This is a genomic window from Porticoccaceae bacterium LTM1 (assembly GCA_030252795.1).
GTDB lineage: Bacteria > Pseudomonadota > Gammaproteobacteria > Pseudomonadales > Porticoccaceae > SCSIO-12696.
Genome location: CP127080.1, coordinates 71,050 through 96,458, shown reverse-complemented (window position 1 = coordinate 96,458; position 25,409 = coordinate 71,050). Strand labels below are relative to the sequence as shown.

The following is a 25,409-nucleotide window of genomic DNA, read 5'->3' as shown; positions in this document are numbered from 1 at the left end:
GGTATAGATCTGATCAGGGATTAACCTTGAACAGTTCTACCTCAAAGATCAACGCTGAATAAGGGCCGATCTCAGCACTGCGCTGCTGGTCACCATAGGCCAGGTTGTAAGGGATGTAGAAGATCGTTTTTCCACCTTCTTTCATCAGTTGCAGGCCCTCGGTCCAACCTGAAATCACCCGATTGAGCGGGAATGAAATGGTTTCGCCACGCTCAACTGAGCTGTCAAATACAGTGCCATCGACCAAAGTGCCGTGGTAGTGAACTTCTACCGTATCAGTGGCAGCTGGGCTGGCACCTTCGCCTTCCTTGACCACTTTATATTGCAGGCCACTATCGGTAGTCACCACACCTTCTTTGGTGGCGTTTTCCTCGAGGAAAGCTTTACCTGCCTGGTAATTCGGGTGATTCAGCTTGCGCTCTTCAGCAATAATGTCCTGACGCAGAATCAGGTAACCAGAAAGTAGCCCATCCAGTTGAGTATCCACTTCTTTAGAGGCCACTTTTGAATCGGCGCCGTTCAAAGCATCGCGCACCCCTTGGGCAACCGCATCAGCGTTGGCCGTCATGCTGTCACGCTGCATCTGTTTGGCCAGCTGATAGCCCGCCTGATAGCTCAGTTGTTGCTGGCTGTCGGTCAGGTCCACTGCGGCCTGCTCGGAGGATTTTTCACCCTGGTTACAGGCAGAGAGTGCGGCAGCTGCAATCACCGCAGCCAATAGTGAAATTTTCTTTTTCATAGTTTTTCCTAATCGAATTATTGTCTGTTTTAAATCGGCGAATTATTTCGACGGCACAATTTCAAGTAATTCCAGTTCATAAATCAGTGTCGCATTGGGGCCAACACCTTCAATACCACCGGGGCCATAGCCCAAACTTGCAGGCACGTAGAGCTCCCACTTGGATCCTGCCGGCATCATTTGCAGAGCTTCAGTCCAGGCAGGAAGGCCCTCATTTACTTTCAGGGTTGCTGGCACATCGCGTTTGTAGGAACTGTCGAACTCGGTACCATCCAAAAGCTTGCCACGGTAGTGAACGCTCACTGTGTCATTTGCGACCGGAACTTGACCGTCTCCGGTCTGGAGCACTTTGTACTGCAAACCGCTGCCAGTGCTTTCAACACCTTCCTTGTCGGCATTCTCTGCAAGGAATGCTTCACCAGCCTTAAGGTTTTCTTGAGACAGCTGATCGTACTGTGCTTCAAGCGCTGCCGCGGCCTCTGCCTGCATAGCAGCCAGCTCCTGCTGGCGCTTCAGTTGATCATCGCGGAAACGCTCAAAGGTTTTCTGTATATCGTCCTCATCCATGCGAACTTCGGCGCCAGCCATAATGTCACGTACGGCCGCCGCAACCGCATTGGCATCCAGGGGAATGCCTTGCGAGTGATACTTGTCGGCAAATTCAAGGGCCGCCAGGTAGCTTACTTTTTGCTGGTGAGTTTCCAGTACCACGCCATCTTCTACCGGTCCATGACTGTGTTCATCAGCGTTCAGTGCCGCTTCCTCTTTGCAGCCGGCCAGCGCAATGATCGCAACTGCCAACGCTGTTTTTATATACTTCATACTCGCTATCCTGTTCATTTTCCTGTTCATAATTAGGTCCAGCAAAGACCCGGCATTCTAGCCTATCGCCCAATGCAGCTCTATGACTGGCTTTGGGTTGATTGCTGGACAATAAAATCGGTAATTTGTTCAGCCCCCGCAAGCATTAAGTTGTCACTTATCGCTTGTTCAGGCGTTGCATTGATCGTCCCTGATTCCTTTCGCCACCAATCATAGAGCTGCTTTTGAACCTGTTGTTCTGCCAACAACTCCGCTTTCGCTATTGCTTGCCGTACAGCTTCACTGTCCCCGTTTAAGGGTCGTGCCTTCAATGCCTGCCGAAGTGTTCGTAACGGTACAACTACTTTGGTGTCCCAGGGTTCAATACAGGTTTTGGCATGCGTCAGTTGATCATCACTCAACACTACGCCACGGCTGCCAACAAAGCAGCACAGCAGCAAGAGGTTCACATTACAACCCCGCGCTTGCTGCTGCAGGCACCAAGTCTCAATGTGCGGGTAGAGACGCAGCGAGTAATCCCAAAACGGATTGTCATCACTCATCAAGTGCGCACCAGAACTTCATCCACCAGTTTGTTGATACCAACGGCTGCCTCACTGATACGACCGGCCAGCATATAGGCTGGTGTGGTTACCAGCTTGTTTGCTTCATCGATGCATATTTCATCCACTGAGCAGTCGCGATGCACTGCACCGGTGGCATTAATCGCAGCCGCCGTATCAGCATCATTGCCAATAGTGCACTGTACGCCCTTACCAAAGAGTACTCCGGCCATCGCCGGAGCGATGCATACCAGACCTACCGGTTTGCCCTGCTGATGCATGCCCTGCACCAGTTTTTGGAGGTCGTCATTAACCTTCATCTGAGCGCCCTTGACGGCAAAGTCACTAAGGTTTTTGGCTGCACCAAAACCGCCGGGAACGATCAGGGCGTCAAAGTCAGCGGGGTTGGCATCGGCAAGGTTTTTGATATCTCCACGCGCCAATCGTGCCGCTTCCACCAATACATTGCGTGTCTCGCCTTCGCAGACTTCACCGTTTAGGTGATTGATCACGTGCATCTGCGGCACGTTGGGGGCAAAGCACTGAACCTTTGCATTCTGCTGATCCAGCCGCAACAGGGTGATGACGGTTTCGTATATTTCAGAGCCATCAAATACACCGCAGCCAGACAAAACAACTGCTACTCGTTTGCTCATGTTTTATCTCCTTTCAACTTCATGTACTGCGCGTGTACATCAAATCCCAAACGCCGTGGCCCAGTCGCTCGCCGCGTTTTTCAAACTTGGTGACCGGGCGGAAATCCGGGCGAGGTGAATACTGGCCAGCTCCGGCGATATTGTCGTAGCCCTCGGCCGCTTCCATTACTTCCATCATATGTTCTGCGTAGTTCTCCCAGTCCGTGGCCAGGTGAAATACGCCACCGATGGCGAGTTTTTTGCGAATCTGTTCGACAAAGGCCGGTTGCACAATGCGACGCTTGTGGTGTTTTTTCTTGTGCCAGGGATCTGGAAAATAGAGTTGTACTCGCGCCAGACTGCCATCGGGTATACAGTCTTCCAACACATCATTGGCGTCGGCAAGAAAGCAGCGCAGGTTAGTCACTTCAGCTTTGCCAGCGTTGTTGATCAACCGGCCCACGCCCGGCGGGTGCACGTCGATACCGATAAAGTTTTTGTCGGGCTCGTTCTGGGCCATGGCCAGCAGTGAATCGCCCATACCAAAACCTATCTCCAGCACCACTGGTGCCTCGCGTCCAAATCGCTCGGCGCAATTCAGTTTGCCGTCATAGAGGCTCAGTCCTAGGTGTGGCCACCAGCGCTCAAAGGCGTTGCGCTGACCTTCCGTAATTCGACCTCCGCGCACCACAAAGCTGCGAATCGATTTCTTTTTAAACTCAGGTTTGATTTCCACGTTCAGTTTCCAGACCAAATAAAACAGTTATTGCATACGTCGTTGCCGAAAGGCAGCAATGGCCAGCAGAGCCCATGCGATCAGCCACAATGTACCGCCCAATGGGGTAATGGCACCCAACCAGCGCAGATCGGTCAGCACCAATACATAGAGCGACCCGCAAAACAGCACCAGGCCAGCACACCATAAACGGCCAATCCAACAAAGGACCCGTTGACTCAGTTTGCCGCTCAACACATTCAACAGCATCAGCGCCAGGGTATGAAACATCTGGTACTGGACAGCGGTTTTCCAAACTTCGAGATTTGCAGCGCTGACGCTGGCCTTTAAAGCATGGGCACCAAACGCGCCCAGGGCCACACATAGAAAGCCGCTGATGGCTGCCCAGAAAAACCAGTGGTTGTCGGAGTGTGTCACATTGAGTCCTGTTAAACGAACAAAGCCGCAATGTAGATTGCGGCTTTGTAGCGTTGAATAAAGGCGGCTGTCAGGCTTCCATGGAAGCGCGCACTTTATTCATTGCATTTTTTTCAAGCTGGCGAATGCGCTCGGCGGAAACGCCGTACTTGTCGGCCAGATCATGAAGGGTGGCTTTTTCGTCATTGAGCCAGCGTTGCTGCAGAATATCTCGGCTGCGCTCATCCAGTTGTGCCATGGCGGCAGCCATACGCTGGTAGCTGTCCGCTTCACTGTCGGCTTGCTCCAGTTGCATGGCAGGGTCAGAGCGTTTGTCTTCCAGGTAGTAAACGGGTGCCTGATAGGCATTGTCGTCATCACCTTCCGGGGCGTCAAAACCGGTGTCCTGGGCAGCCAGGCGTTTTTCCATTTCGTAGACCTGGTTCACTTCGACCCCCAGATCTTCTGCAACCGCAACGGCTTCGTCGTGATTCAACCAGGCCAAACGCTTCTTCTGACCGCGCAGGTTGAAGAACAGTTTGCGTTGGGCTTTGGTGGTAGCCACTTTAACGATGCGCCAGTTGCGCAGCACGTATTCGTGAATTTCGGCCTTGATCCAGTGCACCGCGAAGGAGACCAGACGAACTCCCTTTTCGGGGTTGAAGCGTTTAACCGCTTTCATCAAGCCGACGTTACCTTCCTGAATGAGGTCGGCCATGTTCAGGCCGTAACCGTTGTAACTGCGCGCGATATGCACCACAAAACGCAGGTGGGACATAACCAGTTGGCGGGCAGCATCGAGATCTTCTTGGTAATAGAGACGCTCGGCCAGGGCAGTTTCGTCCTCGGCCGACAGAACCGGAATAGTGTTTACACCTTGAATATAAGCGCCGATATTGGCACCGGGTGACATCCAGGCTGTTGACTGTAGCTCTTTGCTCATAAGGGTCTCAGGCCATCTCATACAGGTAAAACGGGAAGTTAGTGTACCATCTCACCGTTAGTTGGCAACCACCCCCAAAAGTTCACTCATTCACCATCAAATTGAGCACCGCAAGTGGTCTGGATCAACCCGGTTCCATTTCTCGCAGATGTCGACCCACCGCCAACCAGGAACCCAGCAGCCCTAGCAGCGCGCCGCCAAACAGCAGTAATCCCAATTCGTCCATGCCAGGGCCATTCAACGAAAAACCGCTTTGATAGAGGCCACTCAACTTTGACACCGCACCGCTGAGCCAGAGCATACTGACTCCGATTAGCAGCCATGCTAACGCTCCACCGACCGCGCCATACCAGAGCCCGGTGTACAGGAAGGGGCGCCGCACGTAGCCGTCGGTGCCGCCCACCAGTTTCACTACCACGATTTCATCGCGACGGTTCTGCACCGCCAGGCGAATCGTATTGCCCACTACCAATAACACACCTAATGAAAGGGCTATGGCAAGTGCCACGGCAAGTCGGCGACCGGCTTCCAGAATCGCGTGCAAGCGCTGCACCCATTTCATGTCCAGTCGCACATCGTCAATCCCGCCCCACTGGCGCAACTCTTCGGCCAGGGTTTCGATCACCGCAGCATTATCCGCAAGGGTCGGCTGCACCATAATTACTGCAGGTAGTGGATTGCTCTCCAGCAGTTGCAGGCTGTCACCGAGACCCGACAAATTCTGGAACTCGCTCAGTGCCTGGTTAGCCGATATAAAAGTGACCTGGGAAATCGATTCATGTGCATCGAGCTTTTTCATCAGTCCATCCACCGCATCCTGCTTGATACCCTGCTTTAGGTACAGCGTGACTTGAGCGGTACTTTCAATGCCAGAGGTGAACTGCTGAATATTTTCTACCACCACATAAAGCGCTGTGGGCAGCGACAGGGCAATGGCGATTACCAGCGTCGTCATCAGTGCCTGAACCGGCGCGAGTACCATTTTCTTCCATGCATTCAGGGCGCTTTGGCGATGGTGATGTAACCAGCTGTGCAGGCGAGTGAAAAGACCTGTACGACTCTCACGGGCACCCCTCGCGACCTCTTTGCGGGTGGCGGTTCGACTATTCATAGCTGCTCTCCCGCTCCGCACCCTGAATCATCTGACCTTCGCGCAGAATCAACTCACGCTCGCCCATCTGTGAAATCAGAGCAATATCGTGGGTGGCGATCAGCATAGTTACACCCACCTCATTGAAGCGTTTCAACAGATTGATAATGTCGGCAGACAATTGCGGGTCGAGGTTACCGGTGGGCTCATCCGCCAACAGAATGCGGGGTTTGTGAACCAGTGCCCGGGCAATACCAACCCGTTGCTGCTCGCCGCCGGAGAGGGCAATGGGGTTCTGGCGCTCCTTATCGAGCAGGCCGACACCGTCCAGTACCGCTCTTACCCGCTTGGCAATATCCCGCGGAGAATGGCCAGACACCTGCAACGGCAAGGCGACGTTGTCAAACACGGTGCGATCGAAAAGCAGCTGGTGATTCTGGAAAACCACGCCAACATGACGACGATAATAGGGAACCTGACTGCGGTGCAGGCGACCGAGGTTTTTGCCATTGATCAGCACCTGGCCACGGGTAGCCTGCTCCATCGCCATGATCAATTTCAGCAAGGTACTTTTGCCCGCGCCGGAATGGCCGGTAAGGAACGCCATTTCACCCGGCTCGAGATGAAAAGAGACGCCTTTTAACGCCTCCTTGCCACCGGGATATCGCTTGCTGACTCCATCAAATTTGATCATTTCCTGACCTGTTATTTTTATGTGGTGTTGCCGTTGAATCCTGGCTCTTAAACGGCGTCCCGATCACTGCGCAGCAGCGCGGAAACAAATTCTTTCGCTTCAAAGGGCTGCAAATCGTCCACGCCCTCGCCGACGCCGACAAAGCGAATCGGCACACCAAACTTGCGGCACAACGCAAAGGCGATACCACCCTTAGCGGTACCATCGAGCTTGGTTAACGCAATACCGGAAACTGCGACTGCATTGTGGAACTGCTGCATCTGCGACAGGGCATTTTGGCCAGTACCTGCATCCAGCACCAGCAGGACTTCATGGGGCGCAGTTCCGTCCAGCTTCTGAATGACTCGCTGTACCTTTTTGAGCTCTTCCATCAGATTGCTCTTGGTGTGCAGACGGCCGGCCGTGTCGGCAATGATCACATCGACATTACGCGCCTGTGCGGACTGAATGGCGTCAAAAATAACCGAGGCGCTGTCGGCACCGGTGTGTTGGGCTACCACCGGGACATTGTTGCGCTGCCCCCAAACCTGTAATTGCTCTACTGCAGCGGCGCGGAAGGTATCGCCCGCAGCGAGCATCACCGATTTACCCTCGGATTGCAGACGCTTGGCGAGCTTGCCAATAGTGGTGGTTTTACCGACACCGTTCACACCCACCACCAAAAGAACATATGGAGTGTTATTGCCGGTTTCGCACACCAGCGGTTGCTCGCAAGGCACCAGCAGATCCTGCAGCAGATCCTGAAGGGCTTTTTGCAGGGCGTCACTGTCTTTCAATTCGCTGCGCTTGACCCGCTCGGTGAGGGTCTCGATGATCTCACTGGTGGCCTCTACGCCGACATCGGCCATCAACAGCAGGGTTTCAAGTTCGTCGAGCAGGTCATCGTCGATGGTCTTGCGACCCAGAAACAGATTGCCCAATCCAGAGCCTGTACGCGCCAAGGCGCGGCGTATGCGCTCGCGAAAACTGGCCTTGGGCTTTTCGGTGGTTTCCGGTTGGACAATATCTGGCTCAACGGCTTGCGACTCCGTAGTCTCAACACCGGCTGGCTGCTCAGGCAGCTCCTGCTGCACAACCTCTGCTTCTGTGACAGCTTCCGGTTGCGACACCGGCTCGCTGCGACGAAAAAGACCAAACAACCCACCTTTTTTGCGGGAAGTCTGCTCGGAATTTTCAGGATTACTTTGTGAAGAATCGGACATTGGAAAGTTCTGTTTGGCAATCATCGCCCTGCCGCCAGTCGGTCAGGTGCGCAAAGTGGTGTATCCTAACACCTCTTTACGGTGGACTGGAGTAGCAACGGCCACCATCTGTGATCAATCAGCTGTTATTGGAGTTCTTCTTGACCAAAGCGCGCACCCAGCAACGTCGCGTCAGCAATCAATTGCGCATCATTGGTGGCAAATGGCGCGGCCGCAAATTGACCTTTCCCGACGTAGACGGACTGCGCCCTTCCGGCGATCGGCTGCGAGAGATGCTGTTTAACTGGGTCAATTTCGAACTGCCCGGCAGTTATTGCCTGGATCTGTTTGCCGGCTCCGGTGCGCTGGGGCTTGAGGCACTATCCCGGGGAGCCGCACACGCCACATTGGTAGAGCTCAACGACAATGCAGCAAGGCATCTCAAACAGCACTGCCAGACCCTCAGTGCCGATAACGCCATCGTGGTTCACAACAGTGCCCTGAAGTGGCTCGACCAGTCAGCCAACCAGAAATTTGACCTGGTGTTTCTCGACCCACCGTTCAGCCAACCCCTGCTTGAACCAGCATGTGAGTTACTGGAACAACGCCAGTGGCTCACCGAAAATGCCCTGATCTATGTGGAGACCCCTCTGCATCAGGCGCCTAAACTTCCCGACAACTGGCAACTGATCAAAGAGAAGCACTCCGGTCAGGTGACTTGTCGCCTCTACCAACGCTCGGTCTGAATTGCACCTGTTAACCGAGTTGACTACTATCGCCACGAAACAAATCGCCCCAAGGCCAAAAAATCGTATGAGAAAGATCATCTATCCCGGCACCTTCGACCCCATTACCAATGGCCATATCGATCTGGTTGAACGTGCTTGCCGCCTGTTTGACAAAATTGTGGTAGCGATTGCCAGCAATGAGAAAAAACAGCCGCTGTTTACCTTGGAAGAGCGCATTGCACTTGCCGAAGAGGCCCTCGCTCACCTGGGCGATAAAGTCGAGGTTTTGGGATTCGAGGGCCTGATGGTGGACTTCCTGCACCAGTGCGGCGCCCAGGCCGTGCTTCGGGGCTTGCGCGCTGTGTCAGACTTTGAATACGAGTTTCAGCTTGCCAATATGAACAGGGCGTTGTCTGCAGATGCCGAGAGCATCTTCCTGACGCCGGCAGAAAAACACTCCTATATCTCATCGTCCCTGGTTCGCGAGATCGGCTCTCTGGGTGGAGATATTTCCGCCTTTGTTCACCCGGCAGTAGCCAAGGCACTTCAAGAGAAATTCAACAAATAGTCAGGTCTGGCAGTGGCTGCAAAACACCGTGGTGCGCTGCCCCATCCTGATTTCCTGTAATGGTTTTGAGCAATGCACGCAGGGCTGCTCGCTCCGCCCGTACACTTTTAACTCCTGAGCAAAATACCCTGGCTTGCCGTCACCGCCGACAAAGTCCTTGAGGGTTGTTCCTCCCTGGGCAATCGCGCGAGCCAATACTTCTTTGATCGTGTCAGCCAGCCTCAGGTAACGCTCCCTGGAAATTCGACCTGCTGCACGTCGGGGATCAATGCCGCTTTCAAACAGCGCTTCGTTGGCGTAGATATTGCCAACCCCTACCACTGTTTTGTTATCCATAATAAAAGTTTTAACCGGGACTTTTCGATTGCGAGACATTCGATAGAGTCTCTCACCGTCAAAAGCACCCGTTAAAGGCTCTGGTCCCAGTTGCGCCAGCAGCGTATGCTGTTCAGGATCACCCTCCAGCCACAGTAGCGCACCAAAGCGCCGCGGGTCTGTAAGGCGAATTGCCTGACCATTATCCATCTCGATATCAACGTGATCGTGTTTGCCCGCCGGACTGCCCACGGGCACCACTCGCAGGCTGCCGGACATGCCCAAGTGGAGCAGCATATGTCCTGACTCGCACTGCCAGAGTAAATATTTGGCGCGGCGCCACAGCTTATGTACCTTCTGGCCAGCCAAAACGGCATTGATGTTTCGAGGTACCGGCCATCGCAGGCTGAAATTCCTCACTACAACCTGCTTTACAGAACGACCGGATACATAAGTCTCTATTCCGCGTAGGGTTGTCTCTACTTCAGGTAATTCGGGCATTGTTTATAGGACGATTGGTGACAAAACATAAATACCTCTGGCATACTAAGGAGTTGATCCATCCATGACAATATTATTGAGTGTGCACACTGGCGTTTTGTCAGATGTCGATATCACTCACGCATCTAGAGGTAGGGGTACCTTATGGCCTTAGGCAAGAGAAGAAAGGTCGAAGAAGAATCAGAGATTGACCTGACGCCCATGTTGGACGTCGTGTTTATTATGCTGATCTTCTTCATCGTAACAGCATCCTTTGTGAAGGAATCCGGCATTGAGGTAAATCGCCCGCCGGCAGCACCACCAAGTGATGAACAACCAAAACTTAAAAACCTGACTTTGCGGGTTACTGCCAATGACGAAATTTTTGTTGGCAGTCGTCGTATTGACGCTCGGGCTGTTCGCGCCAACGTCGAGCGGATGAAAGCCGAGAATCCAGAAGGCAAGGTGATTATTCAGGCATCACCACATGCCAGCACTGAGATCTATATCCAGATTGCAGACCAGGCTCGAGAAGCGGGTGTTTACGACATTGCTCTGAACACCACCAAAGAAAAATAATCGCTTCACTGATTCATAAGCCCGCCAATGGCGGGCTTTTTTATTGCCTGACTGAAACCCTGGATTTGGCTGGCTCTATAATTTCCAGGCACAAAAAAACCCGCCGAAGCGGGTTTTTTTGCGAAGCCATCAATTACTTGATTTTGGCTTCTTTGTACATCACGTGCTGACGAACAACCGGATCGTACTTTTTCATTTCCAGCTTGTCTGGAGTAGTACGCTTGTTCTTGTCAGTAGTGTAGTAGTGACCAGTACCAGCACTGGATACCAGCTTGATTTTGTCACGATTTGACTTAGCCATCGGCTAGCTCCTCTCTCGATTCAGTGACGCCGGGGCGCTTAAACTTTTTCGCCGCGAGCGCGAATTTCAGTCAGCACCTGCTCGATGCCTTTCTTGTCGATCGTGCGCAGACCTTTGGTAGAAACGCGCAGTTTCACGAAACGCTTCTCTGCTTCCACCCAAAAACGGTGAGTGTGCAGGTTTGGCTCAAACCGACGACGAGTGCGGTTTTTGGCGTGTGATACATTGTTACCAGTCATCGGACGCTTGCCGGTAACCTGACATACTTTGGACATGGCTTTGCCTCTATACCCTTTAACCTCGCCACTGGGGCGATGAACATAAATTGACCGTATTTACCACGGGAAGTAGCGGGGCCAGCCCGCAAAGAGGCGCGATTTATACCAGAAAGCAGTTCTGCACGCAAATAATTCTGCAAATTTTGGTATAAATTTTATCCAATTTCGCTACAACCTGCCTCGCTCTGCCAGCGACACCACCTCTCCCGAGCCGACTATTATATGATCAAGTACTCGAACATCAATCAGCTCCAGCGCCCGTTTCAGCCGATCGGTTATTTGTACATCTGCTTCGCTTGGCTCCGCAATGCCAGATGGATGATTGTGGGCCAGAATCAGAGCGGCAGCATTTAATTCCAGCGCGCGACGCACCACTTCACGAGGATACACAGCCGCACCGTCAATGGTACCTCGAAACAACTCTTCGTAATTGATCAGGCGGTGTTGACTATCCATAAACAGTACCGCAAACACCTCCTGACGCAATCCTTGCATGCGCAGCCGCAGATAAGAGACAACCGCACCCGGATTGGTAAACACTTCTTCCCTGCGCAAACGTTCCTGCAAGTGGCGATTGGACAACTCGCGCGCCGCCTGCAATTGAGTGTACTTGGCCTCTCCCAGCCCGCGATGGCCACAAAACTGCTCGCGTGAAGATTCCAGTAGTGGCGCCAACCCACCAAAATTAGTCAGCAACTCTCGAGCGAGATCTACCGCTGATAAGCCGTGACTTCCCGTGCGCAAAAAAATTGCCAGCAACTCGGCATCGGACAACGCACCCGCCCCGAGCTCAATCATTCGCTCACGCGGACGTTCACCTTCAGGCCATTCCCGAATACTCATAAACACTCCTTGTCAGTAACTATTCACTTCCTGTGCCACGTCACGTCTTTTCAGAGCGCGACGTAACAGGTATCTTAGCGACCTATATCAGGTTTTGCAGGTTTTCCATGAGTTCACTGGCTAACAAACGCGTTTTATTGGGTGTAACTGGCGGTATTGCCGCCTATAAAAGCGCTGATCTGGTGCGTCGCTTACAGGACGCTGGTGCAGATGTGCGAGTAGTTATGACCCGTGCAGCCACTGAGTTCATTACCCCGCTCACCATGCAGGCGCTGTCAGGCAAGCAGGTACACCTGGATCTGCTGGACACTGAAGCCGAAGCGGCAATGGGGCATATCGAGCTGGCGCGCTGGGGAGACTTATTGCTGGTGGCGCCAGCATCAGCTGACTTTATCGCTCGCATCGCCAATGGCCAGGGCGATGACCTGCTGGCAACCCTCTGTCTGGCCTGCCCTGCACCAATAGCCGTCGCGCCAGCAATGAACCAAGCCATGTATCGCGATCCGGCAACGCAAAATAATCTCAAAATACTGGCTGAGCGCAATATCCACATTTTCGGCCCCGCGGAAGGTTCCCAGGCCTGTGGCGATATCGGCCCCGGGCGAATGCTGGAGCCTGGCCAATTGACAGAGATGGCATCACAACTATTTGAAACCGGCTTGCTGGCTGGGCGCCGCGTGGTGATCACCGCCGGTCCAACACGCGAAGCAATGGATCCGGTACGCTACATCAGTAACCACAGCTCCGGAAAAATGGGCTATGCGATTGCCAGTGCCGCCGCAGAAGCTGGTGCCGAGACAATTTTGATCAGTGGCCCAGTAACTCTGCCAGCTCCCGATCGGGTTCGAGTGGTTAACGTTACCAGTGCCCAGCAAATGTACGATGCCGCTCAGGCAGAGGCTGTTGGTGCGGACCTTTTTATCGCCACAGCTGCGGTGGCCGACTACCGACCAGTCGATGTTTCCCGGCAGAAAATCAAGAAAAGCGGGGATGAAATCACCCTGCGCCTGATCAAAAATCCGGACATTGTGGCCAGCATTGCCACACGGAAAGACCGCCCATTTACTGTTGGCTTCGCAGCAGAAACCAACCAGCTGGAGCAGTACGCTCGCGACAAGCTGGCTCGTAAAGGACTGGATCTGGTTATTGCCAATAATGTAGCCGATGAAAGCATTGGCTTTAACAGCGATGAAAATCAGGTTTTGATGGTTGGAGTCAATGGCTCCCAGCTGCTGCCAAAAATGAATAAACAGACATTAGCCCGCGAGTTAATTCGCCATATCGCAGAGCTGATGCCCCAATAAAAGTACTAACAGGCTTTCAAAAACGTGACTCAAGCGCCTATTGCCCGGTTTGCGAATAACAAACCGAACATTCTCAACGCTGCTCTATTGGTTGGCTTTCTCTGCTTATTGCTTTTAACCCAATGGACCTACCAAAAGTTGGTTACTGAACCGGCAACCGTTGGCGTGCAAAGTGCCGCTACTGTGCAAGCAAGCCAAATTGCTGATGACATTGATCAATTCCTGCAACAACATCGCAAACAGCTGCAGCAATTGGCCAGCCAGTCACTGGCATCCGCCGCCCTCAATGCCAAAGCCGAGGAGCGAGTTCGAATTGAACACAGTCTTGCTCAACTACTACCGGGATCTAACTACCTCAAATTAGTGGATCAGGAAAGTATCGATGATGATTCACTGAGCTTTGTCGCCAAAGATATGGCACACCGCACATTTGAAGGGGAGACCGTGTCGCCGGAAGCCATGAAGCACAATCAGGACTGGTCCGTCTTGATGGCTGAACCAGTCGCAGGCGACCGGTCTGGCTGCCTGCTTGTCAGCTTTCCCGTCAGCGCATTGACCGATCATCTTCAAAAAGCAAAAAGCGTTGCGGGCCAGGTCAAGCTCTACCAACAGGCCAGAAATGGAACGCCTCTCTTTCTTACTCTGGGCAATGGTGCTGCCAATGCGCCCTCGGTCAGGGTAAACGCCGCCAGCCCGCGCTGGCAGCTTGAGTACACACCACCACAATCCACAGTGGACGCGCACAAGCCGGGGCTTTTCGCACAAATTCTTCTATATCTGATGACAACCATATTACTGGGCCTTCTTGTGACGCTCGGTTATCGGGTTTTCAAACTGTATCAACACCACCATCAATTACGGGAAGCTGAGAAACAACGTAAACATGAGCAGGAACAAGCCGAGTTGGAACTGGCTTCGGCATCCTCTTATTTGGCAAAAATCAGTGAAGCAGCTTCCAACCCCTCAGCCTCGGAGCCTGGTGATTGCGACACAGACGAGCAGGTATTTGACCTGCAACTGCCAGAGGAAGGGCCTAACGATACGATCCCTCACTCTGTGTTTCGGGCCTACGACATACGTGGTCTTTACAAAAATCAGATTGATGAAACATTTGCCGAAAAGCTTGGTTTAGCTCTGGGACATATGGCACTGGAAAAAGAAGACCACGTCATAGTCGCCGGACACGATGGCCGCATCAGTAGCCCGAAGCTTTTCGATGCGCTGGTTAAAGGCATACTCGCCAGCGGTTGTGACGTAATTGCTCTGGGTCAGGCGCCAACACCGCTGGTCAACTTCACCCTCAACGAGCTACCTGACACTTTTTCCGGGGTTACAGTAACTGCCAGCCACAACCCGCCAGAGTACAATGGGTTCAAAATGACAATTGCCGGTCATCCTCTTGGTGGCGATGACATGGATGCGCTGAAAGAACGCATGATTTCCGATCAGGAACAACCCGGTGGCGGCCAGAAACAGACCCTGGATATGGTAGACCGCTACATTGATCGCATTGCCGACGACATCGTTCCGGCCCACGACCTGAAAGTGGTGGTCGATGCTTCCAATGGCGTTGCCGGGCCTATTATTCCGCAGCTTCTCCAACAACTGGGTTGCGATGTGACGGAACTGTACTGCGATGTGGACGGTAATTTCCCCAACCACCTGCCAGATACCTCCATTGCGGCGAACCTGCAAGACTTGATCAATATCGTCAAGCATCAGGGGGCCGATCTGGGGCTGGCACTGGATGGGGACGGCGACCGTCTGGTAGCAGTTACCGGCTCTGGCCGCATAGTCTGGCCGGATGAATTGATGATGATCTTTTCCCGGGATGTACTGACTCGCCAACCGGGCGCGGACATTGTGTTTGATATAAAGTGCACACGTCGTCTTGGCGCGGTTATCGGCAGTTATGGCGGTCGCCCTGTCATGTGGAAAACCGGTCACTCCCACATGCGCAGTAAAATCACAGAACTGAATGCACCTCTGGGCGGCGAGTTCAGCGGCCATATGTTTTTCAGGGATCGTTGGTTTGGTTTTGATGATGGCATTTACAGTGCTGCGCGCCTGATTGAAATTCTTTCGTTGAGAGAACAAACCCTGGACGAAATAATCAGCACCCTGCCCGAGTGCGTCAGCACCGACGAGCTCAAGCTGGATGTTCCGGAAGAGCGAAAGTTTGCCCTGATTGATGAGTTATTAGAAAACGGGGAATTCGCAGACGCGAAAATCACCCGGATCGATGGGCTGAGAATCGACTTTGCCGATAGCTGGGGCCTGGTGCGCGCCTCAAACACCTCGCCAGCATTGACGCTGCGTTTTGAGGGCGACACCAAAGAGGCACTGAACAACGCACGCGACCTGCTGATGTCACAACTGCAAAAAGTCGCCCCTGATCTTAATTTAAGTTTGAATGATTAACTGAGCGGAGGACGCTATATGTCCCTGGATCTTGACGAAGCCGTCAATTTTACTCGAGTTCTGACCGAGTCATTGCCTTACATACAACGATTTACCGGCAAAACCATTGTGGTGAAGTTCGGTGGCAATGCGATGGTCGACGAAGCCTTAAAACGCAATTTTGCCCACGACATCGTACTGATGAAGCTGGTTGGTATGAACCCTGTTGTTGTACATGGCGGTGGCCCCCAGATTGGCACCTTGCTGGAACAGCTGAACATCAACTCGCAATTTATCAACGGCATGCGTGTAACTGACAGCAAAACCATGGACGTCGTAGAAATGGTTCTGGGCGGCGCTGTGAATAAAGAGATTGTCAGCCTGATCAATACCGCTGGGGGCAGTGCAGTAGGTGTCACCGGCAAAGATGGTCAGTTAATTCGAGCCAAAAAGCTCAAGGTTACCGCCCAAACACCGGAAATGTCCGCGCCGGAAATTATCGACATCGGTCATGTTGGCGAGGTGGAGAACATCAACACCGATGTGATCGACATGCTTACCAAGGGCAATTTTATTCCAGTGATCGCCCCAATCGGGGTAGGTGCAGACGGAGCTTCTTATAACATCAATGCTGACCTGGTTGCAGGAAAACTCGCCGAAGTACTCCACGCCGAAAAATTGATGCTGCTGACCAATGTCTCCGGACTAAAAGACAAGCAGGACAACATTCTCACCGGCTTGACCACTGAGCAGGTAGAAGCACTGATTGCGGACGGTACCATCTACGGCGGCATGCTTCCCAAAATTCGCTGTGCTTTGGAAGCAGTGATGAACGGCGTGAAAACAGCCCATATCATTGATGGTCGAGTGCCACACTCCGTACTGTTGGAAATATTTACTGACGCAGGCGTCGGTACATTGATCACCAACCCCAATTAATCAGCCGGGGACAGCCATGACAGATAACACTAACAATAAACCAAATCGTCGCCAGCAGATTCTCCAATCTCTGGCACGAATGCTGGAGACTTCGCCCGGCTCGCGAATCACCACCGCTGCATTGGCTCGTGAGGTAGGTGTATCAGAAGCTGCCCTGTATCGTCACTTTCCCAGCAAAACCAAGATGTATGAGGGGCTTATTGATTTTATCGAGGAGACGCTGTTTTCCCGTATAAACCGAATTGTCTCCGACTCCGCCAGTGCCGAATCACGTTGCCAGCGTATTTTGAGCCTGTTACTGACTTTTGCCGAGCGCAATCCGGGTATCACCCGCATCCTGAACGGTGACGCCCTGACCGGTGAAACAGCGCGCCTGCACCAGCGGGTGGTGCAACTGTTTGATCGTCTGGAAACGCAGCTCAAGCAACTGCTGCGGGAAGCGGAGATTGCAGAAGCTATACGTCTGCAACTACCGCCGGGGATGGCGGCCAACCTGATGCTGGCAACGGCAGAGGGGCGTATCGGTCAGTTTGTGCGTAGCGGCTTTAAGCGAAACCCGACCGAAAACTGGTCAGAACAATGGTCACTGATTGCTGGCGGCCTGTTCGCTGGTTTCGGTGTCAACTGACAAATCTTCAATCAACTCCCCGTAACGACTGATGTAGTTGGCAAAGCGCAGCTCTGCTTCCTTGAGCTCGGAGCGGCGCACACCCAACATCATAGCCGCATCTTCTTCTCGCTCGCGCAAGCCCTCCATCTGCTCAAGTAATGACTTGGGCACTTCACGACCTGCACGCTGCTGATCAGCCGCCTTGCGTTCCTGGATACGGCGCTGGCCTTGAGTATCAATGATGTTGCGCTCAATGTTATCGATTTCCCTTTGCAGGGTTTTCAGTTTGCGATCCCTTGCCTCGATAATCTCTTCAACCGAGCTGTAGCTGCGCAACAGGAAGTTATCCTCCGCTCGCTGCACAGCTCTTGCCTTTTCAGTCGCATCGCCGGCATCACTGACATAAGGCGGTATCCTCTCAAGCAACCGTCCTGTAGGACTCAGAACATCGTAACCGTTAGAAACGTACTGCGGAGGTACCTGATAGTCGATTACCAGTACGCCCTCCGAGTTGCGATAGCGATACAGCTTATCAGCAGCATAGGACTCGCTGAATAAAGCCATAGCCAACACCGCCGACAGCGTCAAACCCGGAACAAACAATAAAGGTTTCATATCCATTTACACCCCGTAGTTGGTGCGATACTCCACGATTCTATCGACAACGTCACTGTTGTCTGAGTTCTCTTTCAAATATTGGATGATATCGTCGATAGACACAATACTGATTACCGGAATTCCAAACTCGGCTTCCACTTCCTGAATTGCAGACAAATCACCGCGCCCCTTCTCCTTGCGATCCAGGCCCACCACTACTGCTGCGGGCTTGGCATCCTGAGCCTTGAGAATTTCCATGACTTCGCGAATCGCGGTACCGGCGGTAATCACGTCGTCAATAATCAGCGCACGACCTTGCAAAGGTGCGCCCACCAGGGTGCCGCCTTCGCCGTGAGACTTGGCTTCTTTGCGGTTGAAGCAATAGGGTACATCTTTGCCAAACTTGTCCGCCAGTGCCACTGCAGTAGTGGAGGCCAACGGAATACCTTTGTAGGCAGGGCCAAAGATCAGGTCGTAATCAATGCCAGCGCGTTCAATCGCGGCCGCATAAAAACGGCCCAGTGCGGCCAGTGCAGCGCCGGTGTGAAACTCTCCGGCATTAAAGAAATAGGGGCTGACGCGCCCGGACTTAAGGGTGAACTCGCCAAATTTAAGTGCCTTCTCGGCAATGGCCAGATCGAGGAATTCCTGCTGATAGGACTGCATTGTTCTACCTTTAATGCTAATCACAATAAAAAAACACCGGGAAACATATGCCAAACATTATCTCGCTGGCGGTTTCGAGGTACATATCACAGTTCTCTCTTTTGAAATCGAGAGAGTCGGGTATGATACACGCTCTAAAAATAAGGGGCGACCATGCGCATCATTAGTCTGTGTTTAGAAGGCATTCATCAGGCAGCCCAGAGAGGTTTGTATGATTGGCTGACTTCTCAGGACGCCGACGTTATCTGCCTGCAGAATCTCAAGGCCCAGGAACATGAATTGGAGTGGCAGCCGCAGTTTGAACTGGACGGCTACTTTGCCTATTTCTTTGGCGACTCCGAGCCACAATCAAATGGAGTTGCTATCTATACTCGAGCCATGCCCAAAGCCCTGATGTATGGTTTTGGGTTTTCCAGTGGCGAAGATATGAAGGGCCGCTATCTGCAAGCCGACTTTGGCGATATCAGTATTGGCTCGCTGCTAGCTCCTTCCGGTGTAACCGGTGAGCCATCGCAAGATATCAAGCGGCAGTTTTTCCAGGATTTACAGGCTCACTTGGAAAAAATTTCACACAAGCGTCGCAACTACATCATCTGTGGCAACTGGAACATGGCACACAGTGAGATTGATTTACAAAACCCCGACAGCAACCAGGAAACGTCCGGTTATTTGGTCAGTGAAAGACGCTGGATGGACACCCTGTTCAGGGGGCTTGGTTATGCCGATGCGTTTCGAATCGGCAATCGCGATACTGACGAGTACAGTTGGTGGCCTTCCGGCGAACATGGTGAAGGGGATGGCTGGCGCGTGGACTACCAGGTTATCTCCAGAGAGTTGTCACCCAAGGTCGAATACGCCGTCATGTACAAAGCCAAGACTTTTTCCAGTCACTCCCCGGTGATCGTGGACTACGATATCGAAGAGCTGTAATTCGGGCATATACCCGAATTACAGCTTTGTTCTTTGCGTGGCACGCGCGACAACAAGCTTACGATTGTGCCAGCGCCATCTTCTGGATATTGATCAGCTGGCTGATTCCCTTGGACGCCAACTCCATCATCTGGGTCATCTCTTCAGCGGTGAACGGTGCCGCCTCTGCGGTGCCCTGCACTTCAATAAAGCCGCCATTGGCGTTCATCACCACATTCATATCGGTTTCGGCGTTGGAGTCTTCAGCGTAGTCCAGGTCCAGAACCGGCGTGCCTTTATAGATACCCACAGATACTGAACCGATCAACGTCGTCAGCGGACTGGCTTTGGCTTTGATCTTGCCGTCCTTGCGAAGAAATTCGATGGCATCCGACAGCGCAACACAGGCACCAGTGATTGACGCTGTGCGCGTGCCACCGTCGGCCTGAATCACATCGCAGTCGATGGTGATGGTGTTTTCGCCGATGGCTTTCAGGTCCACTGCAGCTCGCAGTGAACGACCGATCAGGCGCTGAATTTCCAAAGTGCGACCACCCTGCTTGCCGCGAGCGGCCTCCCGACCCATTCGTTCTCCGGTGGAGCGCGGCAACATACCGTATTCGGCGGTCACCCAACCTTGTCCGGTACCACGCAAAAAGCGAGGCACACCATATTCAACGCTGGCGGTACAGATCACCTTGGTGTCGCCAAACTCCACCAGCACCGAACCTTCGGCATGCTTGGTATAGTTGCGAGTGATTTTGACGGGGCGAAGCTGTTCAGGGCGGCGGCCGCTGGGACGTGACATAGCAATTTCCTTGGTCAACGGTACTCGATAAAGGCGGGCATTCTAACGCAACCATAGCGCTGTGTATGCGCTAATTACCATCCGTTGTTCCCACGCCCTGCTTTCCCCACACACACAATTAACTGTTAACATAGATTTATTTAAAGCCGAGATTAATTATGCCAAGCAGTATGACCGCTTTTGCTCGCCAGTCAGCACAGTTTGACTGGGGAACCATCACCTGGGAGGTGCGCTCCGTAAACCACCGCTATCTGGAACTGGATCTGCGCTTGCCGGAAACCGCCAGAGAGCTGGAGATGGTCCTGCGCGAGCAGGCACGCAAACAGCTTAATCGTGGCAAGGTTGGCTGCTACCTTCAGTTGCAAATGGAAAAGGGCGGTGCCGATGTCGAAGTGAATCTCGAGCAGGCCAAACGCTACGTCACCGCCAGCGAGCAGGTCAGTGCATTGATGACCAACCCGGCTCCGGTATCGCCCCTGGATGTACTTCGCTATCCGGGCGTGCTGGCCGAGCCGGAAGTAGATAACGATATGCTGAAAGCAGAAGTACAAACCTTGTTCAGCGCCACTTTGCTGCAGCTGTGCGAAGCGCGCCAGCGCGAAGGCGAAAAACTGAAAGCTTTCATTGAGCAGCGCCTCGATGGGATCGCCGAAGAAGTGGTCAAAGTACGCCAGCGACTTCCGGAGCTGATGGCTGCCCAACAACAGAAAATTCGCGACAAACTGTCTGAGCTGAAAGGCGAAGTGGACAACGACCGATTGGAGCAGGAACTGGTACACCTGGCCCAGCGTGCCGACGTCGACGAAGAGCTGGATCGTCTGGAAGCACACCTCAGCGAAATTCGCCGAACCCTGGGTCAAACTGCCCCTATCGGTCGGCGCCTCGATTTCCTGATGCAGGAACTCAACCGCGAGGCCAACACGCTGTCGTCAAAATCCACTGCCACCGATACCACCAATTCGGCGGTGGAATTGAAAGTACTCATTGAACAGATGCGCGAGCAGATTCAAAATATCGAATAATTACCTTTTAACTCGGGAATCCAGTTAATGTCCGCACGGGGAACTCTTTACACCGTTTCCGCGCCTTCCGGGGCGGGGAAAACCAGCTTGGTGGCGGCGCTGATCGAGCGCTGTGATCACCTGCAGGTTTCCGTTAGCCACACCACCAGGGCAATGCGTCCCGGGGAACAGGATGGCGTGAACTACCACTTTGCCAGCAAAGAGCAGTTCATTGAAATGCTCAATGAAGGAGCATTTCTGGAACACGCCGAGGTGTTTGGCAACTATTACGGCACCTCACAGCACTGGGTTGAAGAAACCCTGGAGCAAGGCACGGATGTGATTCTGGAAATCGACTGGCAGGGTGCTGCCCAGGTGCGTCGATTGATGCCTGAAACTGTAGGCATTTTTATCTTGCCGCCATCGCGTGCTGCTCTGCGTGAGCGTCTGACGGGTCGTGGACAGGACGATGAGACGGTGATTGAAAAACGCATGGCAGAGGCGGACAACGAAATGTCCCATTATCCGGAAGCGGACTATCTGGTGATCAATGACGACTTTCAAACTGCCCTTGCTCAGCTCGAATCCCTTATAACCAGCCAGCGCCTGAAGATATCCAGCCAGCAGGTTCGCCATCAGCAATTGTTACAGGATCTGCTCAATCGCGATGGCAGCGAAAAATAATCTCCTCCGAGATTGAGCATGTGAGGCGAAATTTTATACAATAGCCAGTTCCGCCGCCTGTTAAAGCAGGTTGCGACAGATCTCCAACATCGCCCACAGGGCTAGTTTAGTTACGGAAACAGTTATGGCACGTATTACGGTAGAAGATTGTCTGAACCACGTTGATAACCGCTTTGAGCTGGTTTTGGTTGGCGCCAAACGCGCTCGCCAGATCTCGGTAGGCGGCAAGGAGCCTATGGTCGCTCTGGAAAACGACAAGCCAACCGTTGTTGCCCTGCGGGAAATCGAAGAAGGCCTGGTGACTTCGGACATCCTGGTTGAAGAGGAATCCAACGACAGTCTGCTGTCACTGGATGCTCTTGAGCAAGGTGTTGCAGGATCCGAAAATACCGAAATCACTGACGCCTGAAGTATATTAGGAGGAAGGCGTTGTCACTGATAGATCCGCTACGCAGTAAACTTTCCTCCTACCTTGATCCTGGTCAGGTTCAAAAGGTCGTAGACGCATACCACTTTGCCGACAAATGTCATGAAGGACAGTATCGGCAAAGTGGCGATCCCTATATCACCCATCCGGTTGCCGTGGCTCATATCCTGGCGGATATGCACATGGATCATGAGAGCCTGATGGCGGCATTGCTCCACGATGTAATCGAAGATACCGACGCCACCAAAGATCAGGTGGCGGAGCTGTTCAGCCCCACCATCGCCGAACTGGTAGACGGTGTTTCCAAGCTGACCGAAATCGAGTTTGCCTCCAAAGCCGAGCAGCAGGCGGAAAACTTCCAGAAAATGACCCTGGCCATGGCCCGCGATATTCGCGTAGTGCTGGTCAAATTGGCAGACCGTCTTCACAACATGCGCACTCTAGGCGTTTTAAACCCCAGGAAGATGCGCCGCATTGCTCGCGAAACCCTGGAAATTTACGCCCCCATTGCCCAGCGACTGGGCATGAACGATATTCGCGTTGAATTTGAAGAGCTGGGCTTCAAGGCCCTGCACCCGTTGCGCAGCCAACGCATGCGCGAGGCCCTGAAGGCAGCGCGCGGCCATCGAAAAGAGCTGGTGGCGGAAATCAAGCAGGCCATTGAGCTGCAGCTGGAACGGGAAAAAATTGACGCCGATGTGATCGGCCGGGAAAAACACCTGTGGAGCATCTACCTGAAGATGCAGGCGAAGAAAAAATCGTTCAAAGAGATCATGGACGTGTTCGCCTTTCGTATCACCGTAGACACCGTGGATAACTGTTACCGGGCTCTCGGCCTGATGCACAACCTGTTCAAGCCGGTACCGGGTGAGTTCAAGGATTACATCGCCATTCCCAAGGCCAACGGCTATCAATCATTGCATACTGTGCTGGTTGGCATGCACGGCGTACCCATAGAAGTACAGATTCGCACCCGCGATATGGATGCCATGGCGAACTATGGTATCGCCGCTCATTGGCTGTACAAATCCAGTGATGAATTTACCCCGCTGAGCACCCACTCTCGCGCCAACCGCTGGGTTCAGGGACTTTTGGAGATTCAGCAAAAAGCCGGTAACCCGCTGGAATTTATTGAACACGTCAAAACCGACCTGTTCCCCGACGAGATTTACGTATTCACTCCCAAAGGCCAGATTATCGATCTGCCCTCAGGCGCTACACCGGTGGATTTCGCTTACGCCGTGCACACCCAGGTGGGTAACTCCTGCATTGCCTGTGAAGTTGACGGTCAGCTGGCATCTCTCTCAGAGCCTCTGCAAAGTGGCCAGAAAATTCGCATTATTACTGCCAAGTCCGCCCAGCCCAATCCGTCCTGGCTGAACTTTGTGGTGACCGCCAAAGCGCGCAGCGCTATTCGTCACTTCCTGAAACACCAGGAGCATGAAGAGTCTGTTGCACTCGGCAAGCGTTTGCTGGACCGGGCACTGCAAAATTTTGGCACCAACTACAAAGAGGTGCGCAAATCCTGGATTCAGCGCCTGCTGAAAGAGACTGGCGCCGATACCTTTGAGTTGGTGCTGCAGCAGATTGGCCTTGGTGAACGTATGCCCTTTGCCGCCGCCAATCTGATGGTACCGCCGTCAATGCGGAAAAAAGAACCAACCAACAGCAATTCGCCAATTACCGTGGATGCTGGCGAAAACATGCTGATCAGCTATGCTCGGTGCTGCCGACCAATTCCCGGCGACCTGATTATCGGCCACCTCAGTTCCGGCCGCGGACTGGTGATTCACCGCGAAAACTGCCGAAATCTGGCCGATATTCGCGGTAATGCCGAGAAAAGCATGCCGGTCAACTGGTCACCAGATGTGAAAGGTGAATTCCCGGTGGAGTGCAAAGTGGAAGTGGCCACCGAGCGCGGCATTATCGCCACGCTGGCTTCACGTATCACCGAGCAGGAAGCCACCATAGACCAGATCACTATTAACGATCGCAACGCCCATACCAGTATTGTGCAGGTTGTGATCGGCGTAAAAAATCGCGTTCACCTGGCCAATATCTTGCGGCGCCTGCGCAGCATGAAAGCGGTACAACGGGTGGTTCGCAGTCGCAACTAGGTTTACAGGCCTAAAGGAAAACCTCATGCCAAATCGCGCCATTATCCATTCCGATAACGCACCCGCCGCTATCGGTACTTATTCACAAGCGGTGAAAGTGAATAACACCGTCTACTTGTCCGGACAAATTCCGCTGGATCCAGTCTCAATGGAGATGGTTGAGGGTGGTTTTGACGCCCAGGTAGAACAAGTGTTCAAAAACCTGTCTGCAGTGTGCCAGGCCTCCGGTGGAGACCTGCAGTCAATTGTTAAGCTGAATATCTTTTTGACCGACCTCAGCAACTTTGCCGCTGTAAACGAGGCCATGGCGAGACACTTCAGCAAACCCTATCCCGCTCGTGCAGCCATAGGTGTTAAAGAGTTACCCAAAGGGTCACTGGTGGAAATGGACGGTATAGCGGTCGTTTAACCAGTGTCAACGTTATTCAGGACGGGACAGTCCCAATAAAAAAGCCGCTTAGTGAGCGGCTTTTTTATTTCAGAGTTGAAACGTGTCACCAATTATTCACCTTTTGGATACAGTTCAAACATTTTAGCCACTACTTTACCGAGAGATTGGCGCATATCATCTCCATCTACTTCGCGCCCCTGATCCATCAATCGGTCGGCCTCCACCTCCCATAGAATTTCCTTCTGACTGGCGTCGGTCACAGTCAGTACCAATCTTGCCCGTTGCAGTACCACGTTTTCATCCGCCGGATTTACGGTATGGCGTTGCATCTTACCGGAGTCATCGCGCTGCCAGACCCAACCGAAATTGTCTGAATCCATGTCCGCGTAGCTTTCCGGCTGAAACAGCACCTTGTAGTCCAACACCAATTCAGCCGGTTCATTAAAGGCCTTACGGCTGATTCCACGCTTGCTCATCTCTGCGCCGACGGTATCGCGCATGGCTTTATCCAGAATCACCGCGCGTTCGGCATATTTTCCAGGATCATCCAGTGGCGCTAACTTCCAGCGATAGTTGCTGTACCCCTTCAAGTCATATGCCGTCCCAGCTGTCTGGTGCACATTGATCGTACTGCACGCCATCAGCAAACATAGCGCCGATAAAACCACTGCCTTGCGCAAAATCAT

31 protein-coding genes are annotated in these 25,409 nt (G+C 52.9%); 13 read left to right on the top strand and 18 right to left on the bottom strand.

Annotated features, from left to right (window positions below):
* Positions 1-13: 13 nt before the first annotated feature.
* The 10 genes from QP938_00485 to ftsY form a co-directional block, all read right to left on the bottom strand.
* Positions 14-739, bottom strand: a complete 726-nt coding sequence (locus QP938_00485) for an FKBP-type peptidyl-prolyl cis-trans isomerase (protein ID WIO74412.1) — start codon at positions 737-739, stop codon at positions 14-16.
* Between the two features lie 42 nt (positions 740-781).
* A complete protein-coding gene (locus tag QP938_00480) occupies positions 782-1,561 on the bottom strand; it encodes an FKBP-type peptidyl-prolyl cis-trans isomerase (GenBank protein ID WIO74411.1) in 780 nt (259 codons plus the stop codon).
* A gap of 80 nt (positions 1,562-1,641) precedes the next feature.
* Entirely contained in the window at positions 1,642-2,103 is a 462-nt protein-coding gene (locus QP938_00475; GenBank protein WIO74410.1) for a TIGR02444 family protein, read from the bottom strand.
* Positions 2,103-2,759, bottom strand: coding sequence for an isoprenoid biosynthesis glyoxalase ElbB (elbB, locus tag QP938_00470; protein WIO74409.1), 657 nt, complete (start codon positions 2,757-2,759; stop codon positions 2,103-2,105). Before elbB ends, QP938_00475 begins: the two co-directional genes overlap by 1 nt.
* A 19-nt stretch (positions 2,760-2,778) precedes the next feature.
* The gene (trmB, locus tag QP938_00465) at positions 2,779-3,468 is read right to left on the bottom strand and encodes a tRNA (guanosine(46)-N7)-methyltransferase TrmB (GenBank protein WIO75678.1); all 690 of its coding nucleotides are present in this window, start codon (positions 3,466-3,468) and stop codon (positions 2,779-2,781) included.
* 33 nt (positions 3,469-3,501) lie between these two features.
* Entirely contained in the window at positions 3,502-3,891 is a 390-nt protein-coding gene (locus QP938_00460) for a DUF423 domain-containing protein (GenBank protein WIO74408.1), read from the bottom strand.
* Between the two features lie 70 nt (positions 3,892-3,961).
* Positions 3,962-4,813, bottom strand: a complete 852-nt coding sequence (gene rpoH, locus QP938_00455; protein ID WIO74407.1) for an RNA polymerase sigma factor RpoH — start codon at positions 4,811-4,813, stop codon at positions 3,962-3,964.
* Between the two features lie 124 nt (positions 4,814-4,937).
* Positions 4,938-5,924 carry a permease-like cell division protein FtsX gene (ftsX, locus tag QP938_00450; GenBank protein ID WIO74406.1) on the bottom strand — a complete coding sequence of 329 codons (987 nt, stop codon included), beginning with the start codon at positions 5,922-5,924 and terminating at the stop codon, positions 4,938-4,940.
* Positions 5,917-6,597 carry a cell division ATP-binding protein FtsE gene (gene ftsE, locus QP938_00445; protein WIO74405.1) on the bottom strand — a complete coding sequence of 227 codons (681 nt, stop codon included), beginning with the start codon at positions 6,595-6,597 and terminating at the stop codon, positions 5,917-5,919. Before ftsE ends, ftsX begins: the two co-directional genes overlap by 8 nt.
* Positions 6,598-6,644: 47 nt before the next feature.
* Positions 6,645-7,799 carry a signal recognition particle-docking protein FtsY gene (gene ftsY, locus QP938_00440; protein ID WIO74404.1) on the bottom strand — a complete coding sequence of 385 codons (1,155 nt, stop codon included), beginning with the start codon at positions 7,797-7,799 and terminating at the stop codon, positions 6,645-6,647.
* Between the two features lie 140 nt (positions 7,800-7,939).
* On the opposite strand from ftsY, the gene rsmD reads away from it, so the two are divergent.
* Both rsmD and coaD read left to right on the top strand, forming a co-directional pair.
* On the top strand, positions 7,940-8,524 hold the full coding sequence (gene rsmD, locus QP938_00435) for a 16S rRNA (guanine(966)-N(2))-methyltransferase RsmD (protein WIO74403.1): 585 nt from the start codon (positions 7,940-7,942) through the stop codon (positions 8,522-8,524).
* Positions 8,525-8,591: 67 nt separating this feature from the next.
* Entirely contained in the window at positions 8,592-9,074 is a 483-nt protein-coding gene (coaD, locus tag QP938_00430; protein WIO74402.1) for a pantetheine-phosphate adenylyltransferase, read from the top strand.
* Here coaD and mutM read toward each other — a convergent pair whose 3' ends face one another.
* A complete protein-coding gene (mutM, locus tag QP938_00425) occupies positions 9,075-9,890 on the bottom strand; it encodes a bifunctional DNA-formamidopyrimidine glycosylase/DNA-(apurinic or apyrimidinic site) lyase (protein ID WIO74401.1) in 816 nt (271 codons plus the stop codon). It lies immediately after the preceding gene.
* A gap of 144 nt (positions 9,891-10,034) precedes the next feature.
* Between mutM and QP938_00420 the strand changes: the two genes are divergently transcribed.
* Positions 10,035-10,448, top strand: a complete 414-nt coding sequence (locus QP938_00420) for a biopolymer transporter ExbD (protein WIO74400.1) — start codon at positions 10,035-10,037, stop codon at positions 10,446-10,448.
* Between the two features lie 133 nt (positions 10,449-10,581).
* Here the strand turns inward: QP938_00420 and rpmG are convergent, their stop codons facing one another.
* From rpmG to radC, 3 genes are all read right to left on the bottom strand, one after another.
* Positions 10,582-10,749: a 50S ribosomal protein L33 gene (gene rpmG / locus QP938_00415; GenBank protein WIO74399.1), complete on the bottom strand. Its 168-nt coding sequence runs from the start codon at positions 10,747-10,749 to the stop codon at positions 10,582-10,584.
* A 38-nt stretch (positions 10,750-10,787) separates the two neighbouring features.
* A complete protein-coding gene (gene rpmB / locus QP938_00410; protein WIO74398.1) occupies positions 10,788-11,024 on the bottom strand; it encodes a 50S ribosomal protein L28 in 237 nt (78 codons plus the stop codon).
* A 171-nt stretch (positions 11,025-11,195) separates the two neighbouring features.
* Positions 11,196-11,870, bottom strand: a complete 675-nt coding sequence (gene radC, locus QP938_00405) for a DNA repair protein RadC (protein WIO74397.1) — start codon at positions 11,868-11,870, stop codon at positions 11,196-11,198.
* A gap of 107 nt (positions 11,871-11,977) precedes the next feature.
* Between radC and coaBC the strand changes: the two genes are divergently transcribed.
* The 4 genes from coaBC to slmA are packed head-to-tail and all read left to right on the top strand — an operon-like array spanning position 11,978 to position 17,141.
* Positions 11,978-13,174: a bifunctional phosphopantothenoylcysteine decarboxylase/phosphopantothenate--cysteine ligase CoaBC gene (gene coaBC, locus QP938_00400; GenBank protein WIO74396.1), complete on the top strand. Its 1,197-nt coding sequence runs from the start codon at positions 11,978-11,980 to the stop codon at positions 13,172-13,174.
* A gap of 24 nt (positions 13,175-13,198) precedes the next feature.
* Positions 13,199-15,595 carry a phosphomannomutase/phosphoglucomutase gene (locus QP938_00395; GenBank protein ID WIO74395.1) on the top strand — a complete coding sequence of 799 codons (2,397 nt, stop codon included), beginning with the start codon at positions 13,199-13,201 and terminating at the stop codon, positions 15,593-15,595.
* Positions 15,596-15,613: 18 nt separating this feature from the next.
* Complete coding sequence (gene argB, locus QP938_00390; protein ID WIO74394.1) at positions 15,614-16,513, top strand: acetylglutamate kinase; 900 nt, start codon at positions 15,614-15,616, stop codon at positions 16,511-16,513.
* A 16-nt stretch (positions 16,514-16,529) separates the two neighbouring features.
* The gene (gene slmA, locus QP938_00385) at positions 16,530-17,141 is read left to right on the top strand and encodes a nucleoid occlusion factor SlmA (GenBank protein WIO74393.1); all 612 of its coding nucleotides are present in this window, start codon (positions 16,530-16,532) and stop codon (positions 17,139-17,141) included.
* Here the strand turns inward: slmA and QP938_00380 are convergent.
* The gene (locus tag QP938_00380) at positions 17,097-17,744 is read right to left on the bottom strand and encodes a hypothetical protein (GenBank protein ID WIO74392.1); all 648 of its coding nucleotides are present in this window, start codon (positions 17,742-17,744) and stop codon (positions 17,097-17,099) included. The genes slmA and QP938_00380 overlap by 45 nt on opposite strands.
* Positions 17,745-18,386 (bottom strand): orotate phosphoribosyltransferase, encoded by a 642-nt coding sequence (gene pyrE, locus QP938_00375; GenBank protein ID WIO74391.1) that lies wholly within the window; start codon positions 18,384-18,386, stop codon positions 17,745-17,747.
* A 153-nt stretch (positions 18,387-18,539) separates the two neighbouring features.
* On the opposite strand from pyrE, the gene QP938_00370 reads away from it, so the two are divergent.
* Positions 18,540-19,316, top strand: a complete 777-nt coding sequence (locus tag QP938_00370) for an exodeoxyribonuclease III (protein ID WIO74390.1) — start codon at positions 18,540-18,542, stop codon at positions 19,314-19,316.
* Positions 19,317-19,374: 58 nt separating this feature from the next.
* Here the strand turns inward: QP938_00370 and rph are convergent, their stop codons facing one another.
* Entirely contained in the window at positions 19,375-20,103 is a 729-nt protein-coding gene (rph, locus tag QP938_00365) for a ribonuclease PH (GenBank protein ID WIO74389.1), read from the bottom strand.
* A 158-nt stretch (positions 20,104-20,261) separates the two neighbouring features.
* Between rph and QP938_00360 the strand changes: the two genes are divergently transcribed.
* The 5 genes from QP938_00360 to QP938_00340 all read left to right on the top strand — a co-directional run bounded on the left by QP938_00360 (position 20,262) and on the right by QP938_00340 (position 24,741).
* On the top strand, positions 20,262-21,125 hold the full coding sequence (locus QP938_00360; GenBank protein WIO74388.1) for a YicC/YloC family endoribonuclease: 864 nt from the start codon (positions 20,262-20,264) through the stop codon (positions 21,123-21,125).
* A gap of 27 nt (positions 21,126-21,152) precedes the next feature.
* Complete coding sequence (gene gmk / locus QP938_00355; GenBank protein WIO74387.1) at positions 21,153-21,788, top strand: guanylate kinase; 636 nt, start codon at positions 21,153-21,155, stop codon at positions 21,786-21,788.
* Positions 21,789-21,912: 124 nt separating this feature from the next.
* The gene (gene rpoZ / locus QP938_00350) at positions 21,913-22,197 is read left to right on the top strand and encodes a DNA-directed RNA polymerase subunit omega (GenBank protein ID WIO74386.1); all 285 of its coding nucleotides are present in this window, start codon (positions 21,913-21,915) and stop codon (positions 22,195-22,197) included.
* A 20-nt stretch (positions 22,198-22,217) separates the two neighbouring features.
* Complete coding sequence (locus QP938_00345) at positions 22,218-24,332, top strand: RelA/SpoT family protein (protein ID WIO74385.1); 2,115 nt, start codon at positions 22,218-22,220, stop codon at positions 24,330-24,332.
* Positions 24,333-24,357: 25 nt separating this feature from the next.
* Entirely contained in the window at positions 24,358-24,741 is a 384-nt protein-coding gene (locus tag QP938_00340) for a RidA family protein (protein WIO74384.1), read from the top strand.
* A gap of 92 nt (positions 24,742-24,833) precedes the next feature.
* On the opposite strand, the gene QP938_00335 is transcribed toward QP938_00340, so the two are convergent.
* Positions 24,834-25,409, bottom strand: a complete 576-nt coding sequence (locus QP938_00335) for a DUF4136 domain-containing protein (GenBank protein WIO74383.1) — start codon at positions 25,407-25,409, stop codon at positions 24,834-24,836.

Coding starts and splice junctions, on each gene's coding strand:
- QP938_00485 (WIO74412.1), bottom strand. CDS start 739: ATGAAAAAGAAAATTTCACTATTGGCTGCGGTGATTGCAGCTGCCGCA.
- QP938_00480 (WIO74411.1), bottom strand. CDS start 1,561: ATGAAGTATATAAAAACAGCGTTGGCAGTTGCGATCATTGCGCTGGCC.
- QP938_00475 (WIO74410.1), bottom strand. CDS start 2,103: ATGAGTGATGACAATCCGTTTTGGGATTACTCGCTGCGTCTCTACCCG.
- elbB (WIO74409.1), bottom strand. CDS start 2,759: ATGAGCAAACGAGTAGCAGTTGTTTTGTCTGGCTGCGGTGTATTTGAT.
- rpoH (WIO74407.1), bottom strand. CDS start 4,813: ATGAGCAAAGAGCTACAGTCAACAGCCTGGATGTCACCCGGTGCCAAT.
- ftsX (WIO74406.1), bottom strand. CDS start 5,924: ATGAATAGTCGAACCGCCACCCGCAAAGAGGTCGCGAGGGGTGCCCGT.
- ftsE (WIO74405.1), bottom strand. CDS start 6,597: ATGATCAAATTTGATGGAGTCAGCAAGCGATATCCCGGTGGCAAGGAG.
- ftsY (WIO74404.1), bottom strand. CDS start 7,799: ATGTCCGATTCTTCACAAAGTAATCCTGAAAATTCCGAGCAGACTTCC.
- coaD (WIO74402.1), top strand. CDS start 8,592: ATGAGAAAGATCATCTATCCCGGCACCTTCGACCCCATTACCAATGGC.
- mutM (WIO74401.1), bottom strand. CDS start 9,890: ATGCCCGAATTACCTGAAGTAGAGACAACCCTACGCGGAATAGAGACT.
- QP938_00420 (WIO74400.1), top strand. CDS start 10,035: ATGGCCTTAGGCAAGAGAAGAAAGGTCGAAGAAGAATCAGAGATTGAC.
- rpmG (WIO74399.1), bottom strand. CDS start 10,749: ATGGCTAAGTCAAATCGTGACAAAATCAAGCTGGTATCCAGTGCTGGT.
- rpmB (WIO74398.1), bottom strand. CDS start 11,024: ATGTCCAAAGTATGTCAGGTTACCGGCAAGCGTCCGATGACTGGTAAC.
- radC (WIO74397.1), bottom strand. CDS start 11,870: ATGAGTATTCGGGAATGGCCTGAAGGTGAACGTCCGCGTGAGCGAATG.
- coaBC (WIO74396.1), top strand. CDS start 11,978: ATGAGTTCACTGGCTAACAAACGCGTTTTATTGGGTGTAACTGGCGGT.
- argB (WIO74394.1), top strand. CDS start 15,614: ATGTCCCTGGATCTTGACGAAGCCGTCAATTTTACTCGAGTTCTGACC.
- slmA (WIO74393.1), top strand. CDS start 16,530: ATGACAGATAACACTAACAATAAACCAAATCGTCGCCAGCAGATTCTC.
- QP938_00380 (WIO74392.1), bottom strand. CDS start 17,744: ATGGATATGAAACCTTTATTGTTTGTTCCGGGTTTGACGCTGTCGGCG.
- pyrE (WIO74391.1), bottom strand. CDS start 18,386: ATGCAGTCCTATCAGCAGGAATTCCTCGATCTGGCCATTGCCGAGAAG.
- QP938_00370 (WIO74390.1), top strand. CDS start 18,540: ATGCGCATCATTAGTCTGTGTTTAGAAGGCATTCATCAGGCAGCCCAG.
- rph (WIO74389.1), bottom strand. CDS start 20,103: ATGTCACGTCCCAGCGGCCGCCGCCCTGAACAGCTTCGCCCCGTCAAA.
- QP938_00360 (WIO74388.1), top strand. CDS start 20,262: ATGCCAAGCAGTATGACCGCTTTTGCTCGCCAGTCAGCACAGTTTGAC.
- gmk (WIO74387.1), top strand. CDS start 21,153: ATGTCCGCACGGGGAACTCTTTACACCGTTTCCGCGCCTTCCGGGGCG.
- rpoZ (WIO74386.1), top strand. CDS start 21,913: ATGGCACGTATTACGGTAGAAGATTGTCTGAACCACGTTGATAACCGC.
- QP938_00340 (WIO74384.1), top strand. CDS start 24,358: ATGCCAAATCGCGCCATTATCCATTCCGATAACGCACCCGCCGCTATC.
- QP938_00335 (WIO74383.1), bottom strand. CDS start 25,409: ATGATTTTGCGCAAGGCAGTGGTTTTATCGGCGCTATGTTTGCTGATG.